14 protein-coding genes are annotated in these 15,280 nt (G+C 74.4%); 7 read left to right on the forward strand and 7 right to left on the reverse strand.

All coding sequences use genetic code 11. The features are described 5' to 3' along the window. Positions 1 to 268 precede the first annotated feature (268 nt). Positions 269 to 760, reverse strand: coding sequence for an ATP-binding protein (locus ACWD4P_RS00285; RefSeq protein ID WP_449778081.1), 492 nt, complete (start codon positions 758 to 760; stop codon positions 269 to 271). Positions 761 to 1,396: 636 nt separating this feature from the next. On the opposite strand from ACWD4P_RS00285, the gene ACWD4P_RS00290 reads away from it, so the two are divergent. Beyond that, positions 1,397 to 1,963, forward strand: coding sequence for a sigma-70 family RNA polymerase sigma factor (locus tag ACWD4P_RS00290; RefSeq protein WP_359820082.1), 567 nt, complete (start codon positions 1,397 to 1,399; stop codon positions 1,961 to 1,963). Beyond that, positions 1,960 to 3,189, forward strand: coding sequence for a zf-HC2 domain-containing protein (locus ACWD4P_RS00295; RefSeq protein WP_359820085.1), 1,230 nt, complete (start codon positions 1,960 to 1,962; stop codon positions 3,187 to 3,189). The genes ACWD4P_RS00290 and ACWD4P_RS00295 overlap by 4 nt, the downstream gene beginning before the upstream one ends. A gap of 18 nt (positions 3,190 to 3,207) precedes the next feature. On the opposite strand, the gene purU is transcribed toward ACWD4P_RS00295, so the two are convergent. Together purU and ACWD4P_RS00305 are read right to left on the reverse strand one after the other, a co-directional pair. Continuing rightward, positions 3,208 to 4,074 carry a formyltetrahydrofolate deformylase gene (purU, locus tag ACWD4P_RS00300; protein ID WP_449778082.1) on the reverse strand — a complete coding sequence of 289 codons (867 nt, stop codon included), beginning with the start codon at positions 4,072 to 4,074 and terminating at the stop codon, positions 3,208 to 3,210. Positions 4,075 to 4,210: 136 nt separating this feature from the next. Further along, positions 4,211 to 4,645: an SCO4402 family protein gene (locus ACWD4P_RS00305; RefSeq protein WP_449778083.1), complete on the reverse strand. Its 435-nt coding sequence runs from the start codon at positions 4,643 to 4,645 to the stop codon at positions 4,211 to 4,213. A gap of 254 nt (positions 4,646 to 4,899) precedes the next feature. Between ACWD4P_RS00305 and ACWD4P_RS00310 the strand changes: the two genes are divergently transcribed. Continuing rightward, positions 4,900 to 6,201, forward strand: a complete 1,302-nt coding sequence (locus ACWD4P_RS00310) for an ABC transporter substrate-binding protein (RefSeq protein WP_359823332.1) — start codon at positions 4,900 to 4,902, stop codon at positions 6,199 to 6,201. Positions 6,202 to 6,271: 70 nt separating this feature from the next. Here the strand turns inward: ACWD4P_RS00310 and ACWD4P_RS00315 are convergent, their stop codons facing one another. Both ACWD4P_RS00315 and ACWD4P_RS00320 read right to left on the reverse strand, forming a co-directional pair. Continuing rightward, positions 6,272 to 7,471, reverse strand: coding sequence for a hypothetical protein (locus tag ACWD4P_RS00315; protein ID WP_449778084.1), 1,200 nt, complete (start codon positions 7,469 to 7,471; stop codon positions 6,272 to 6,274). A gap of 267 nt (positions 7,472 to 7,738) precedes the next feature. After that, complete coding sequence (locus ACWD4P_RS00320) at positions 7,739 to 9,115, reverse strand: tetratricopeptide repeat protein (RefSeq protein ID WP_359823328.1); 1,377 nt, start codon at positions 9,113 to 9,115, stop codon at positions 7,739 to 7,741. Positions 9,116 to 9,421: 306 nt separating this feature from the next. Here ACWD4P_RS00320 and ACWD4P_RS00325 point away from each other — a divergent pair, with 306 nt between their 5' ends. Then, complete coding sequence (locus ACWD4P_RS00325; RefSeq protein ID WP_449778085.1) at positions 9,422 to 10,159, forward strand: bifunctional DNA primase/polymerase; 738 nt, start codon at positions 9,422 to 9,424, stop codon at positions 10,157 to 10,159. A 357-nt stretch (positions 10,160 to 10,516) separates the two neighbouring features. On the opposite strand, the gene ACWD4P_RS00330 is transcribed toward ACWD4P_RS00325, so the two are convergent. Next, entirely contained in the window at positions 10,517 to 11,209 is a 693-nt protein-coding gene (locus ACWD4P_RS00330; protein WP_359823327.1) for a metal-dependent transcriptional regulator, read from the reverse strand. A gap of 220 nt (positions 11,210 to 11,429) precedes the next feature. Here ACWD4P_RS00330 and ACWD4P_RS00335 point away from each other — a divergent pair, with 220 nt between their 5' ends. From ACWD4P_RS00335 to ACWD4P_RS00345, 3 genes are all read left to right on the forward strand, one after another. Next, positions 11,430 to 12,194 carry an SIS domain-containing protein gene (locus ACWD4P_RS00335; protein WP_359823324.1) on the forward strand — a complete coding sequence of 255 codons (765 nt, stop codon included), beginning with the start codon at positions 11,430 to 11,432 and terminating at the stop codon, positions 12,192 to 12,194. Positions 12,195 to 12,461: 267 nt separating this feature from the next. Continuing rightward, positions 12,462 to 13,400, forward strand: a complete 939-nt coding sequence (locus ACWD4P_RS00340; protein WP_449778086.1) for a DUF4231 domain-containing protein — start codon at positions 12,462 to 12,464, stop codon at positions 13,398 to 13,400. 23 nt (positions 13,401 to 13,423) lie between these two features. Continuing rightward, positions 13,424 to 14,332 (forward strand): alpha/beta fold hydrolase, encoded by a 909-nt coding sequence (locus ACWD4P_RS00345; RefSeq protein WP_359823319.1) that lies wholly within the window; start codon positions 13,424 to 13,426, stop codon positions 14,330 to 14,332. Here the strand turns inward: ACWD4P_RS00345 and ACWD4P_RS00350 are convergent. After that, on the reverse strand, positions 14,303 to 15,265 hold the full coding sequence (locus tag ACWD4P_RS00350; RefSeq protein WP_449778087.1) for a 2-hydroxyacid dehydrogenase: 963 nt from the start codon (positions 15,263 to 15,265) through the stop codon (positions 14,303 to 14,305). The two genes, ACWD4P_RS00345 and ACWD4P_RS00350, sit on opposite strands and share 30 nt — an antisense overlap. Between the last annotated feature and the right edge of the window lie 15 nt (positions 15,266 to 15,280).

The raw sequence follows: 15,280 nt of genomic DNA on the forward strand, positions 1-15,280 counted from the left end.
CGCGCCGCACCCTCCGCACTCGCCGAGGAGCGGCCCGTGGCCGGTCGCCCCCGGTGCCCCCCTGCTGGCACGAATCCCCTGGACAGCAGCACCACGGCGACGGACGGACGTCCCCTCGGCGTCCCCTCGCGACGGAGCGCCGCACCCAAGCGTGATCAGTCGGATACGTCACGTCAATGGGTAGTCCGAAATTCGGAATGGTTGCGTCACCTTTCGGCCGGTGATCAGCGCCGTGATCGGCACCGCCCGGCGGCCGCCGCGAAAGCCGCTATTGCGCCAATGCCGCCCAGTCCACGTCGGCCAGCGGATCGGCCGGGCGGGCGTCGCTGCCGATCTCGCACCAGACCCGCTTGCCCGGGCCGTCCGGGTACCAGCCCCAGCGTTCGCAGAGCAGCTCGACCAACTCGAGGCCGCGCCCGTTGGTCGCGTCCTCGTCCGCACCCGCGCGCCGCGGGGTCGGGGCGGCCCGGCTCGCGTCGGCGACCTCCACCCGCAACGGGGCGGGCCGGCCGCCCTGTCGCGGACCGTCGGCATCCTCCCCGGCGTCGGCCACCGGCAGACAGAGCATCAGCACGGCCGGACAGCCGGTGTGCACCACGGCGTTGGTCACCAGCTCCGAGACCACCAGCACCACCGTCTCGGCCATCGGCGCGTCCGGGTCCACCCCGTGGTTCAGCAGCCGCGAGCGCACCCACCGGCGGGCCCGGCCGACCTCGGCGGGGTCGGCCTGAACCGCCAGCTGTACCTGAAGAACCTGCACCGCTCCACCACCTGCACTCGCAGTTCGGCCATAGTCCCGATCGGGCCGGATCGGCCGGCGGGCCCTCGCACGTCACCCGGCGCCACCCGAGCCGTACCCGGGCGCCCGCCCGATCCGTCCGCCCGCGCCCACTCGTCCGCGCCGTCTCCTCGGCCGGGCTCCGGCCGCGACAGGAATACGCCTCAGGATGGGCGGGAGAACGGAGCGCAGCAAGCGCTTCGGGCATATTCCGGCGATCGGGCGACAGGGCGGTGCATACTGTCCCGCTCACTCTCGCGAGCCTCGCACCGGTGATCGTCCGGCCCGGGCCGGCCTGCCGGTCCCGCAGTCGGGAACCTACCGCCGTGCGCCGCGCGCGCCCCGTCCGCCACTCGCGAACCACCCGTGCGACGTATGTCCAACGGCTCTCGAACAACGGCACCGCCGGGCGGTCCGGCCCCGGCGCCGGGCGATCCCGCTCGACCGCTCGACGGGCGTGGGACCCGGCCCGCGGACGGGGCCGAGCGGGGAGCCACGACCATGAAGAGGGCGATCCGCGAGGAACGGTTCCGTTCTTGCCGGAATCGCCCCCGGCGCCACCCGGACGCGGGATACCGTGGGGTACGCCAGCGAACCCGTTCAGGAGGGTGGTTCCCGATGGCCACCCCGGAGCGGACCCCGCGCTGGGACGAGCAGTTGCAGCGCCGGCTCGCCCGCGGCGAGGAGACGGCGCTCGGCGAACTCTACGATCAGCTGGCACCGATGGTGCACGGCCTGGCCGGACGGATACTGGCCGACCAGTCCGCCGCCACCCAGCTCACCCGGGAGATCTTCGCCCATGTCTGGGAGCACCCCGAGGACTTCGACCCCGCCCAGGGCACACTGCGCTCCTGGCTCGGCGCGCTGACCCACCACCGCGCGGTCGAACGGCTGCGCGCACGGCGGGCCGCCGAGCGGGCACCGGGCGCGGAGGCCGAGATCCGCGCCGTGGCCACCGCCGCGCGGATGCAGTACGTGGTCGACTCCCTGCCCCAACCCCTGCGTGAGACCATCGCGGTGACGTACTACGACGGCCGCACCTACCGCGAGACGGCCCGGCTGCTCGGCATCAGCGAGCAGGCCGCCAAGCAGCGGATGCGGCTCGGTCTGGAGCTGCTGGCCACCGAACTGGCCGACGAACGCGCCCGCCAGGACGGAACCGGGGACGGGAACGGGGAGACGTGAGCAGCACTGAGGAGCAGCACGACGCCCTGCGCTCGCTGCTCGGCGCGTGGGCCCTCGGCGCCTGCCCGGCCCGCGAGGCCGCCGAGTTGGAGCAGCACCTGCGCGACTGCCGGGAGTGCGCCGAGGAGGCCGCCCGGCTGCGCGAGGCGGCCGGCTGGCTCTCCCTGGACGAGCCGCTGGACCAGCCCGGCTCGCTGCGCCAACAGGTGCTCGACTGGTGCCTGGCCCGCCGGCCGCCCGAACTGCCCGTCCCCGCCTGGGGCATGCCGTACACCGCGGAGACGGCCAAGCTCGACGCGCTGCTGCGCGACCTCGGCCCCGAGGAGTGGCAGGAGGTGGCCGAACTGCCGTGGCACGGCGGCACCGAACTGCTGCGCCCGGCCGAGGTGCTGGGCCGGCTGACCGCGGTGGACGGCTTCCTGGCGCTGGCGCTCGGCCTGCCCGACCCGGTGCCGGCCGCCCCGGGGCTGACCTCGGTGCCGGGCCCGACCGCCGTGCCGGCCGGGCGGCGGGTGCCGCCGCAGGAGCCGGCCGCCGGTCCCGCGGTGCCGCGCGTCCCGCCGCAGGGCGGTCCGTACGCCACGATCACCGCCCGCACCGCCCGGCTGGTCGCCGACCAGGCCGGGCTGGCACCGCAGTCGGTGCGCTCCCGCTGGCGGCGGCAGACCCACGACCTGGTGCGCAGCGCCGCGCTCGCGCCGCAGGGCAACACCCCGGTCGACTACGGCTACGCGGTGCTGCCGCTGCGCGACGCCTTCGTGGACCGCGCCTTCGAGTGCTTCGTGCACGGCGAGGACGTGGCCCGGGCGGTCGCCTACCCGTACGCGCCGCCGGCGCCGCAGCACCTGCGGCAGATGGTGGAGCTGGTGGTCCGGCTGCTGCCCCGGGCGCTGGCCGGGCTGCGCGCGGCCCGCCCGGAACACGCCGGGGTGCCGGTCTCGCCGGGTGGTGCGCCGGAGGGCGGGGTCCGGACCGCCCGGCGGGTGCGGCTGATGGTCGACGGCCCGGCGGGCGGCGAGTGGCTGATCACCCTGGACGGCGGCGACGGCCGCCCCGACGGCCCGCCCGACGCGGAGCCGGTGGCCTCGATGGTGCTGGACGGCCTGGAGCTGTGCCAGCTGGCCGCCGCGCACCGCGACCCGGACCGGCTGCCGGTCGGCGCGCACGGCGACCGGGCCGCGGTCCGCGAGGTGCTGCACGCGCTCCCGTTGCTGTCGCGGCCGTAGGGCGCTCCCCGGCCCCGGTTACCCGAAGACGACCGTACGGGTCCCGTCCAGGAGCACCCGGTGCTCGCTGTGCCACTTCACCGCGCGGGCCAGCGCCTGGCACTCGACGTCCCGGCCGAGCGCGACCAGCTGGTCGGGGCTGACGTCGTGGGTGACCCGGGCGACCTCCTGCTCGATGATCGGGCCCTCGTCCAGATCCGCCGTGACGTAGTGGGCGGTGGCGCCGATCAGCTTCACGCCGCGCGCGTGCGCCTGGTGGTACGGCTTGGCGCCCTTGAAGCTCGGCAGGAAGGAGTGGTGGATGTTGATCACGCGGCCGGACAGCTCGGTGCACAGCTGGTCGGAGAGCACCTGCATGTAGCGGGCCAGCACGACCAGTTCGACGTTCTCCTTGGCGACCAGGTCGAGCAGCTGCCGCTCGGCCTCGGCCTTGGTGTCTCGGGTCACCGGGATGTGGTGGAAGGGGACGCCGTAGCTCTCGGTCAGGTCCCGCAGGTCGGTGTGGTTGGAGACCACCGCGGCGATCTCCACCGGCAGGGCGCCGATCCGGGTGCGGTAGAGCAGGTCGTTCAGGCAGTGCCCGAACTTGCTGACCATGAGCACGATCCGCATCTTCTGCTCGGTCGGGTGGATCTGCCAGTCCATCCCGAAGGAGGCGCCGATCGCCGCGAAGCTGGCCCGCAGCTTGTCGGCGGTGACCGGCTCGGGGGCGGAGAAGTGCACCCGCATGAAGAAGAGCCCGCTGTCGCCGTCCCCGAACTGCTGGCTGTCGATGATGTTGCAGCCGGTCATGAAGAGGTAACTGGAGACAGCGTGGACGATGCCCTGCTTGTCGGCGCAGGACAGCGTGAGGACGTACTGGGCGCCGGCCGGCTGCTGTTCCACTGGGGGTATCCCGTTCTGAGGTCGTGACGTGGGTGGATGGTCCAGCGTGTCACATCCCGGACGCCCGCCGCCCGGCTGCCCGCACTGCGGGACGGCGGGCGGGACGGCGGGCGGCGGGCGGCGGGTGCCCGGCGGCTCAGACCCGGGTGAGGATGCGCAGCACGTCCAGCGACTTGGGCGGCGCGTCCGGGTCGTCCCCGTCGCCCACGGCCATCGCGACGTGCGCCTCGCGGGCGGCCCGAACGGTCTCCGGCCAGCCGGGGTGCCCGAAGTAGGCGGAGGCCGGCGCGTCCGCACCGACCTCGTGCAGCATCTGCACGGCCCTCAGCACCGCGACGTCCACCAGCGCGGCCTCGGCGGTGTCACGGAAGATCGTTCCGACGTACTTCTCGGCCGACCAGCGGTCCAGCCAGGTGTCCTCGACCAGCCGGTAGACGGCGTCGGTCACGTCCCCGTAGCCCTCCCGGCCGATCAGCCAGGTGTCCTGCTGGAAACCGGGGTCGGACAGCATGTGCAGCGCCGAGCGCAGTCGGGCTCGCCAGCGCCACCAGGGCAGGTCGTTGAGCGGCATGCCGCCCATCGTGCTGGAGCGGTGGCCCGGACGAGAAGGGTTTCGGGCGGACCGATACGAAGAATCTGTGCTGGCGGACATGGTGAACGATCGTACGTTCCCCGCCTGTTCGTACTCCACTCGCGATCTACACGCGTACCGCCCCGGAGTTCGGCCGCCGTTCGCCGCCCGTTCGCACTTCGGCCCTCTCGGCTTGTGCCGCCGGGGCTTGGCTTGCTCCGGTGCGCCGGAGGGCGCCCAGAGAGGGAATACCGATGACCAGCCGGAGGGACTCGTTCCAGGCCCGTCCCCAGACCGGGCGACGCCGCCGCCGACGCCCGATCGCAGCCGCCGCCACCGCCGCGGCCCTGCTCCCCACCCTCTTCATGGCCTCCGCGTGCGGCGGATCGGCCGATGCTTCGACCAGCGGCAGCGAACTGACCGTGATGACCTGGGCCCCGGCCGGCACGGGCGCCGCCGACCGCCCCGGCATGACCGCGCTCGCCTCCGCCATCGGCAAGGACGTCAACACCAAGGGCGGTGTGAACGGCCACCGGCTGCGCGTGCTGACCTGCAACGAGCACAACACCGCGGACGGCGCCCGCGCCTGCGCCCAGCAGGCGGTGGACGCCAAGGTGGTCGCCGTGATCGGCTCCTACAGCCAGTGGGGCGAGGCGTTCATGCCGGTGCTGGAGCGCGCCGGCATCCCGCTGATCGGCGGCTACGGCCTCTCCCAGCCGGAGTTCGCCAGCCCGCTGTCCTACCCGGTGGACGGCGGCCTGCCCGCACTGATCGCGGGCAACGGCCGCCAGCTGGTGGACGCCGGGTGCAAGACCGTCTCCCTGGTCCGCCCGGACACCCCGGCCGGCGACAACCTGCTCGGCTACCTGGGCACCGCGCTGCGGCCGGCCGGGATCAAGCTGACCGACGTCAAGGCGCCCGAGCAGTCCTCCGACTACACCCCGGTGGTCCGCAAGGCGATCGGCAAGGACGAGGCGGGCACCTGCGTCAGCGTCGCCCTGGCCGCCGAACCGACCGGCAACCTGCTGGACGCCTACCGGCGGCTGAACCCGAAGAACACCCGGATCGCCTCGATCATCGGCAGCGTCCAGCAGTCGGTGGTGGACTCCACCGGCGGCGACACCGGCCCGCTCGGCGGCGCCTACGTCACCAGCTGGTACCCGCCGGAGTCGGCGAAGATCTGGGACGGGCTGCGCGCGGTGGCGCTCACCGACTCCACCGGCGGACACCCCATCGACGTCGCCGACCCGGGCGTGCAGACCACCTGGGTCGCCTACGAGGTGTTCCGGACGGCGGTGCAGAAGCTGGCGGAGTCCGGCAAGCCGGTCACCTCGAAGTCGGTCACCTCGCTGCTGGACAGCGGCGAGGGCATCGACGTGGGGATCACCCCGCCGCTGGCCTGGGGCACCACCAACATGCTCCCCAGCAGCGGATCGCCGCGGCTGGTGAACACCTGGGTCACCTACCAGGTGGTCAAGAACGGCCGGATGACCCTGCAGCAGCCGGGCTTCGTCGACATCCGCTGGGCACTCACCGGGGGCCGGCCGCCGGCCTGACCGGGACCGCGCCCGGCGCGAGGGGGGCCGGCCTTCGGGCCGGCCCCCCTCGACGTTCACCGGCCGTCGCTCACAGGTCGCCGTCGCTCTTGTTGGGCAGCCCGGTCTGGCCGGCGATCGCGTTCCAGAGCGTGGAGGCCTGCTTCTTCGCGGTGGTCGCGGTGCCGCTGGCCTGGACGGCGTTCTTGTAGTGCTGGTTGTCCTGCTTCTTCGCGTCGCAGGAGCCCTGCGCGTCCTGCGCCCAGGCCGCGTACTCGTCGTCGGCCTGGGCCGAGGCCGTCCAGGCCGCGTTGAGCTGCTCCACCAGCTGCTGGCCGCCGGGCAGCTTGTCGGTCTTCAGCTGGCCGAGCTTGCTCTGGAGCTCGCGCCGCTTGCCGGCCGCGGCGGTCAGCGCCTGCTGGGACTCGGGCAGCTTGTCGCACTTCTGCACCGAGGCGACCGCGGAGACCACCGAGCTGCGGCTGTCGCTCGCGGTGCCCAGCAGGTCCGACAGCGGCTGCGCCTGGGCCTTGACGTCCGGGTCGACGGCCGCGCCGGAACCGCTCGCGCTCGGCGCCCCGGGGGTGGCGGAGGTGCTCCCGGTGGCGGCCACCGGGGTGTTCTTCTTGTCGTCGCCCTTGGGCTCGTCCCCGCCGCCCATCAGGACGGCGACCAGGATGCCGGCCGCCGCGCAGCCCGCCACCACACCACCGACGATCAGCTTGGTGGACGGGCGTCCGCCGCGCCCCGAGCCGCCGCCCTGGGTCGCGTCGAACCCCCGGTCGTAGCCCTGCCCGTAGTCCTGGCCCTGCTCCGGGGCGTAGCCCTGGTGGTAGTCCTGCGCCGGGTGGGCCGGCTGCGGCTGGGCGGCCGGCGGATAGCCCTGGTACCCCGGCGCGGGCTGCGGCTGCGGGTAGCCGGGCTGGGCCTGCGCCGCCGGGTAGCCGGCCGCGTGCGGGTCCCCCGCGGGGTACGGCGGCAGGTGCTGGGTCTCCGGGGCCGGCTCGGGCCGCGGGGCCCCGTAACCGGGCTGCGGAGCGCCGTAGCCGGGCTGCTGCCCGCCCCACGAGGCGCCCGGCCCGGGCATCGGCTGCGCGGGCATGGCCTGGGTCGGCAGCGCGTGCCCGCCCTCGCCGAGGTACTCCGGCTGCCCGGACGGCCGGCCCACCGGCGGCACGGCCGAGTGGGCCTGCGGCTGGCCCGGCTGCCCCTGGGGCTGCCCGGGCTCGGGGCGGAACAGGTCGTCCAGGTTGAAGTCACCGGAGTTCGGGTACGAGCGGCGCTGACTCAACGCGATTCCTCACCTGTGCAGGACCGCGCACTGACGGCGGACCACATCTCGTCGGTTCTTGGGAGCATCACAGTTCCTTGGACGTCGCGCCCACGCTACCGGTTCGCCTCACCGGGTGACCACGTGGGCGGGACATCCGTCACGCTCCCTGCACAGACGATCCGCGGCTGCTCGGGGCTCGGGCCGCCCCCGGCTCGGGCCTCCCCCGGACGCGGGCCGCCCCGGCTCGGGCCTCCCCCGGGCCCGAGGACGGAGACGGGCCCGCGGTCAGGCGGCCTCGGCGTCCGCCCGCGCGTGGAACTCGCGGACCACCCGCTGCTCCCGGTACGGCTCCAGCCTGCGCCGGAACTCGTCCAGGTACTCCACGCCCCGGTTGGAGCGCAGCCCGCTCAGCAGCCGGACCGCCTGGGTGCCCGTCTCGCAGGCGCGTTCCAGGTCCCGCTGCTGGAGCTGGGCGGTGGCCAGCAGGACGAGGTCCACCGCCCGGCGCCGGACCCGGGTCGGCGGGTGCAGGTCGAGCGCCCGGCGCGCGTAGTGCTCGGCCGGACCGGCCTGCTCCAGGTCCCGGTGGCAGTGGGCCAGCTCGTCCGCGAGGTAGGCGTCGTCGAAGTGGGCGATCCAGTCCGGGTCGTCCTCGGGACGGCGCTTCTCCATCATCTCCAGCGCCCTCGCCGACACCGCCTCGCAGGAGCGGGCGTCGCCGAGCAGGGCGTGGCCGCGGGCCTCGGCGGCGTAGAACATCGCCATCGCCGTCGGGGTGGCGACCGAACGGGCGCCCTCCTGTGCGGCGCGGGCGAGTTGGGCGATCTCCCTCGGGTTGCCGAGGGTGGCGGCCAAGTGGCTCATCGAGGCGGCCAGCACGTAGCCGCCGTAGCCGCGGTCGTCGGCGGCCTGGGCCAGCCGCAGCGCCTGGATGTAGTAGCGCTGGGCGAGCCCGGGCTGCCCGGTGTCCACCGCCATGTACCCGGCCAGTTCGGTCAACCTGGCCACGGCGGCGAAGAGTTGGCGACCGGTCTCCTCCCGGTAGGCGCCGCCGAGCAGGCCGGAGACCACCGAGTTGAGGTAGTGCACCACCACCGGGCGCACATGGCCGCTGCCGAAGCGGTGGTCCAGGTCGACCAGCATCGCGGTGGTCGCCCTGATCGCGGCCACGTCGGTCGGACCGACCCGGGGGCCACCGGCCCGCGCCACCACCGGGTCCGGCGGGGTGATCAGCCAGTCCCGGCTGGGCTCCACCAGCGCGGAGGCGGCCACCGTCGCGCCGGTCAGGAAGTCCCGCCGGCCGACGTCGCTGCGCCACAGCTCGCACACCTGCTCCAGGGCGGCGCCGATGGTCGGCGCGAACTGGAGCCCGATGCCGGAGCTCAGGTTCTTGCCGTCCGCCATGCCGATCTCCTCGACCGACACGCTGCGGCCGAGCTTGCGCCCCAGGGCCTCGGCGATCACGGCCGGTGCCTGCCCGCGCGGCTGCTGCCCTCGCAGCCAGCGGGCGACGGAGGTCTTGTCGTACCGAAGGTCGAGCCCGTGTTCGGCACCGCAGAGGTTGACCCTCCGGGCCAGACCGGCGTTGGAGCAGCTGGCCTCCTGGATCAGTTGCTGCAGACGCTCGTTGGGCTGTCGTGCGACGAGTGGTCTCGCGGCCATTGGGCTTCGCCTCCCCACACCCTCCGGTCCCGGCCGGCGGGCGACGATTCTGCTGATCTGTTGCCGACTGTCCGACCGTCCAAGGAATCTGACACCAGGTTAGCGATCAGCAACGCCAGCGGGATACCCACGGTGACGAACCGCACCCCCCTTGCGCCCTGGTAAATGCTCCTGTGCGCCCCCGCTGCGCCTGCCCTCGGGCCCTTCAACTCGGTCGACTAACCGGAACGGGTGACATTGCCGGGATGCACCCAACCGGGCGCCCCAGGGCCGTAACCAGCCTCACACACGGTAGTTGAGCACCCCGTGGAAGACATCCCCGACGCCTCCGGCGCCGCACGCCGGAACGAGAGAGCCACTCCGCCCCCCTTACTCGTCGAAGCCGTCGGCTACGCCGAGACCCGCCACTGGGAGGTCGCCCCGGGCGCCTGGCTGGTCGACGACGGCGACGGCGGCGTCCGCTGCTCCTGCGGCGACCGGCGCTGCACGCTCCCGGGCGCCCACCCGCTGGACGACGACTGGGCGAGGACGGCGAGCGCCGGCCCCGGCGCCGTACGGCGCTGGTGGACCGAGCAGCCGCAGGCCTCGATCCTGCTGCCCACCGGCCGCTCCTTCGACGTCCTGGACGTCCCGGAGACGGCCGGCTGCCTGGCACTCGCCCGGATGGAGCGGATGGACCTCCAGCTCGGTCCGGTGGTGGTCCAGCCCGCCGCACCCGGGCGGATCGGGCGCCGGCTGCACTTCCTGGTGCTGCCCGGGGTCTCGGCCAGGCTTCCGGAGCTGCTCCGCCGGCTCGGCTGGCCGCCCGGCCGGCTCGACCTGGTCGCCCGCGGCGAGGGCGACTGGACGGTCGCCCCGCCCTCCCGGATCGGCTCCCTGGGGTACGCCCAGTGGGCCCGCTCCCCCTCCGCGCTCAACCGCTGGCTGCCGGACGCCGCCGAACTGGTCACCCCGCTCGCGTACGCCTGCGGCCGCGAGGCCTCCTCGGCCCGCGGCGCCCGGACCGACTCCCCCCTGGACAGCCGCCCTCTGCCGATCGGGTGAGGGCGGACGCCGCGCGACACCACGCGCGCGAGTGACGGGCCTTGTCTCCCACCGGAGACGGGGCCCGTCATACGCATGTCCGGATAAGGCTTCCGTGTACCCGCTGGTCAACGGGAAAAGCCCCTCGTACGAGTGACAGCACTCAAGGATTGCCATGATCGGCCGAGGGGAGGAATTGCGATGTGTGGGGACGCCGGCAGGGGCGCTCGGACGGGGAAGCCGGGCGGCGGCGACGGAGGGGAACGGGAGGGAGCGGGGAGGGGCGGGAGGGAAAGGGGAGGCGAGCGGGCCCGCTGCACGGGAGAGCAGCGGGCCCGCTCGGCTGTGTCCCTGGCGCGGGGCCCCGGCGCCGGCGCCTCAGGCCTGGGCGACGAAGACGTGCTGGGCGATGTCCTTGCCCAGCTCCGCCGCGTTCTCCCCGGTGCCGACCAGCACGCCGCCGACGCCGGCACTCACCTTGACCGTGGATCCCGGCCGGACGCCGGCCCGGCGCAGGGTGCTCATCAGCGCGCTGTCCGTCTGGATCGGCTCGCCGATCCGGCGGACCACCACGTCGGCCCCGGCCTCGCCGGGCTTGACGGTGTCCAGCGGGACGAGCCCGGCGTCGAAGCCCTCGCCCTCGGCCTTGGTGTCGCCCAGCTCGTCCAGGCCCGGGATCGGGTTGCCGTACGGGGACTGGGTGGGGTGGCCGAGCATGGCGAGCACCTTGCGCTCGACCGTCTCGCTCATCACGTGCTCCCAGCGGCAGGCCTCCTCGTGCACCTGCTCCCACTCCAGGCCGATCACGTCGACGAGCAGGCACTCCGCGATGCGGTGCTTGCGCATGACGCGGACGGCGAGCCGGCGGCCGTCCTCGGTCAGTTCGAGATGGCGGTCCCCGGCGACCTGGAGCAGCCCGTCGCGCTCCATCCGGCCGACCGTCTGGCTGACCGTGGGGCCGCTCTGTTCAAGTCGCTCCGCGATCCGGGCGCGCATCGGGACGATGCCTTCCTCCTCCAGCTCCAGGATGGTGCGAAGGTACATCTCAGTGGTGTCGATCAGCCCAGACATCGCCGCTGGCTCCGTTCTTCGGTGTCCTCACCGCCAATTCTGACGTACCGGACCGACAACCGGGTTCGCCCTGAGGCTCCGGGGACCCGTTTTGTTCCTGTTGACAACGATGCCGCCGGGGCGCGACCGTGCTCGCCGAAGCTTTCTCCCCCGGCGGTCTGGACCACCCGGACCACCCCACCCGGCCGGATCCCCCACCGGCAGAGAGCGAAGGCAGCAGATGAACGACCTGGCCGGCCGGTACTTCGACGCCGCGATCTCCCACCTCCAGCGGGTCCGCGAGGAGGAGGCCGACACCATCGAGGCCGCCGCCGCCCTGCTGGCGGAGGCGATGACCGAGGGTCGCCGGGTCTTCACCTTCGGTGCCGGGCACTCCGCGCTGCCGGCCCAGGACGTGGTCTACCGGGCCGGCGGGCTGGTCCCGATGAACCTGCTGAACGTCCCCGGGATGGCCGGGGTGACGGTGATGCCCGCGCCGCTGTCCAGCGCGCTGGAGCGGGTCTCCGGGCTGGCCACCGCCACCCTGGACCTGACCCCCGCGACCACCGGGGACCTGCTGTTCGTGATCTCGCTCTCCGGCCGCCAGGTGATGCCGGTCGAGCTGGCCCGGTACGCCCGGGACCGCGGCCTCAAGGTGGTCGGCGTGACCTCTCTCGCCTACCCGGAGCAGGTGGCCTCGGCGCACCCGACCGGCACCTACCTGAAGGACCACTGCGACGTGGTGCTGGACAGCAAGATCGCGGTCGGCGACGGCGAGCTGACCCACCCCGGCGCCGAGACCACCTTCGGCCCGGTCTCCACCATCGTCACCAGCGCGCTGATGCAGGCCGTGGTCGCCTCGGCGGTCGGCCGGCTGGCCGACCGGGCGGCCGCCGGGGAGTGCCCCGCGCCGCCGCTGTTCCGCTCCGGCAACGTCCCGGGCGGCACCGAGTGGAACGCCCGGCAGATGGCCGACAACGCCGACCGGGTCTTCTACACCTACTGAGCCGCACCCGGCGGGCCCGCCGGGGAGCCGGCCCGCACGCACCGGTCCACACCGGCCGGTCGCCCGCGCACGCCCGTCGGCCGCCGCGCGCCCCCACCACCCCTCCGCACGCTGGGTGCCGGAGCGAACACGGGGAGTACCGGACAATCCACCGGGACTTCCCGGCCACATCCGGGCGCCCCGGCCGCCACCAGGCGTACCGGCGAGCCCGCCGGGGCAGGAGAGCGGTGCGACCGGAGCGACTGGTGGGGGCCGAACATGGCGTCTGTGGCGGGACGGACCGGGTGGGTGCGCGAGCGGGAGCTGCTCCCGGAGTTCTTCTGGGCCGCCGACTCGGCCTCGCTGCGCGGGCAGCGGCGCTCGGTGCTGCTCTCCGCCTGGGAGCTGATCCTGCTGGTGGTCGCCGCGGCGACCGGCTCGGCCGACGGCGAGCCCTGGGCCTGGCCGGCGGCCGCGGCCTACCTCGGCGCGATCGCGCTGGCGGTGGTGATCAGCCGGCAGAACCCGCAGGGCCTCTGGTACGAGGGCCGGGCGGCGGCCGAGTCGGTGAAGACGCTCGCCTGGAAGTACGCCGTCCGGGCCGACGCCTACCAGCCCCCGCCGCGCGCCCTGCCGGACGCCGAGGGCCTGTACCGCTTCCAACTCGCCCGGGTGCTCGGCGCGTTCCGGGACAGCCCGGTGGCCGTCCCGGACGCCGGGGTGGAGATCACCCCGGCGATGCGCGACCTGCGCGGCCAGCCGCTGGCGGTGCGCCGCGAGGTGTACCTGGGCGAGCGGATCCAGCTGCAGCACGACTGGTACCGCGCCAAGGCCCGCTACTGCGCCCGCGCCGGGCACTGGGCCGGGGTGCTGGGCGTGCTGCTGCCCGCGCTCGGCCTGGCGCTCGCCCTGCTGCGGGCACTCGGCGCGTTCAGCTACGACGCGCTGGGCACGGTGTCGGCGGTGGCCGCCTCGGTCGCCGCCTGGGCCCAGCTGCGCCAGTACCGCCCGCTGGCCGCCGCGTACGCCCTGGCGGCCGAGGAGCTGGCGCAGATCCAGCGCCAACTCGCCCAGCTGGACCTGGAGTCGATGGAGGCCGAGGAGGTCTGGGCCCGACTGGCCCGGGACGCCGAGGACGCGATCTCCCGCGAGCACACCACCTGGCAGGCCCGCCGGGAGGTACGCAGCACCATCGACCGGGAGCACGCAACCGACCCGGAGCACTGACCGGAGCACTGAGGAGGCCGCAGGTGTCGTTACGGACGGTCAAAACGGCGGACGACCGCGCTCTCGCCGTCGAGTCCCTCGGCGACCCGCGCGGCCGTCCGGTCTTCCTGCTGCACGGCATGCCCGGCAGCCGGGTCGGCCCGCACCCGCGCAGCACCGTGCTGTACCGGCTGGGCGTCCGGCTGATCTCCTACGACCGGCCCGGCTACGGCGACTCGACCCGGCTGTTCGGCCGCCGGGTGAGCGCGGCGGCCGCGGACGTGAAGACCATCGCGGACGAGTTCGGGCTGGAGAGCTTCGCGGTGCTCGGCCGCTCCGGCGGCGGCCCGCACGCGCTGGCCTGCGCGGCGCTGCTGCCGGAGCGGGTCAGCCGGGTGGCGGTGCTGGTCGGCCTGGCGCCGCGCGACGCGGCCGGCCTGGACTGGTACGCGGGGATGACCCCGTCCAACGTCCGCGCCTACAAGGAGGCCGAGCGCGGGCACGGCCGGATCGCCGACGCGATGGAGTTCCGCTCCCGGCAGATCAAGGACGACCCGGTCCGGCTGCTGAACGGGCTGCGCACCGAACTCTCCGCCGCCGACCGGGAGGTGGTGGCCGACAGCGGACTGCGGCGGATGCTCCAGAGCAACTACCGGGAGGCGTTCCGGCACGGCGCGGACGGCTGGATCGACGACGTGCTGGCCTTCACCGCGGACTGGGGCTTCGAGGTCGGGTCGGTCCGGGTGCCGGCCTGGCTCTGGCACGGCGCGGACGACCAGTTCTCGCCGGTCGACCACTCCCGCTGGCTGGCCGACCACATCCCCGGCTCCGAGCTCTTCCTGGAGCCGGGAGCCGCGCACTTCGGAGCGTTCCGGGTGATGACCACCGCCCTGGCCTGGGCGGCGGGCTGGGGCGATCCCGGCTCAGGCCTCCACCGGAGTCAGGGGCGCTGACCCGCCGAGCACCGCCAGCACGTTGTCCACCGCCAGGCCGCCCATCGCCTGGCGGGTGCGGACGGTGGCGCTGCCCAGGTGCGGGGCGAGCACCGCGCGCTCCTGGGCGAGCAGCGCGGACGGGACGGCCGGCTCGCGCTCGAAGTTGTCCACGGCGGCGGCGAACAGCGCGCCGGACTCCAGCGCGGCGGCCAGCGCCTCCTCGTCCACCACGCCGGCGGTCATGCTGACGACCACCGCGCCGCGCGGCAGCAGGGCGAGCCGGCGGGCGTCCAGCAGGTGCCGGGTCTCGGCGGTGAACGGGCAGGTGACGACCAGCACTGTGGAGGTGGCGAGCAGTTCCTCCAGCGGCTTCCAGTCGGCGCCCCCGGCCTGCTCGGGCGGCAGTTCACGGCGGTTGTGGTAGCTGACCGGCATGTCGAAGGCGTGGGCCCGGCGGGCCACCGCCCGGCCGATCCGGCCCATGCCGACCACGCCCAGCGGGGTGTCGGCCAGCTCCAGGCCGAGCAGGAAGTTCGGCGCCCAGGTCCAGGGCTCGCCGGAGCGCAGCAGCCGCTCGCCCTCGCCGAGTCGGCGGGTGGCGGACAGCAGCAGGGCCCAGGCCATGTCGGCGGTGGCGGTGGTGAGCACGCCGGGGGTGTTGGTGACGAGCACGCCGCGTTCGGCGCAGGCGGCCACGTCCACGTTGTGGTAGCCGACGGCGTGGTTGGCGACGACGGCCAGCCGCGGGCCGGCCGCGTCGAGGAACTCGGCGTCCACCCGGTCGTCCAGGGTGGTGATCACGGCCCGCCGGCCGCGGACGGCGGCCAGCAGCCCGGCCCGGTCCATCGCCAGGTCGGAGTCGTGGCAGGTGGCGGCGTGGTGCGCGGTGAGCCGTTCGACGACGCCGGGGGCGAGGCGCCGGGTGACCAGGACCGGGGGCAGGGTAGTCATGGTCTCGCAGCGTAC

It is taken from the genome of Kitasatospora sp. NPDC002543 (assembly GCF_053594915.1).

What these genes read in the sequence shown, in the direction of transcription:
- ACWD4P_RS00350 (WP_449778087.1), bottom strand. Translation starts at nt 15,265, where the DNA reads ATGACTACCCTGCCCCCGGTCCTGGTCACCCGGCGCCTCGCCCCCGGC.
- ACWD4P_RS00305 (WP_449778083.1), bottom strand. Translation starts at nt 4,645, where the DNA reads ATGCCGCTCAACGACCTGCCCTGGTGGCGCTGGCGAGCCCGACTGCGC.
- ACWD4P_RS00290 (WP_359820082.1), top strand. Translation starts at nt 1,397, where the DNA reads ATGGCCACCCCGGAGCGGACCCCGCGCTGGGACGAGCAGTTGCAGCGC.
- ACWD4P_RS00310 (WP_359823332.1), top strand. Translation starts at nt 4,900, where the DNA reads ATGACCAGCCGGAGGGACTCGTTCCAGGCCCGTCCCCAGACCGGGCGA.
- ACWD4P_RS00335 (WP_359823324.1), top strand. Translation starts at nt 11,430, where the DNA reads ATGAACGACCTGGCCGGCCGGTACTTCGACGCCGCGATCTCCCACCTC.
- ACWD4P_RS00320 (WP_359823328.1), bottom strand. Translation starts at nt 9,115, where the DNA reads ATGGCCGCGAGACCACTCGTCGCACGACAGCCCAACGAGCGTCTGCAG.
- ACWD4P_RS00330 (WP_359823327.1), bottom strand. Translation starts at nt 11,209, where the DNA reads ATGTCTGGGCTGATCGACACCACTGAGATGTACCTTCGCACCATCCTG.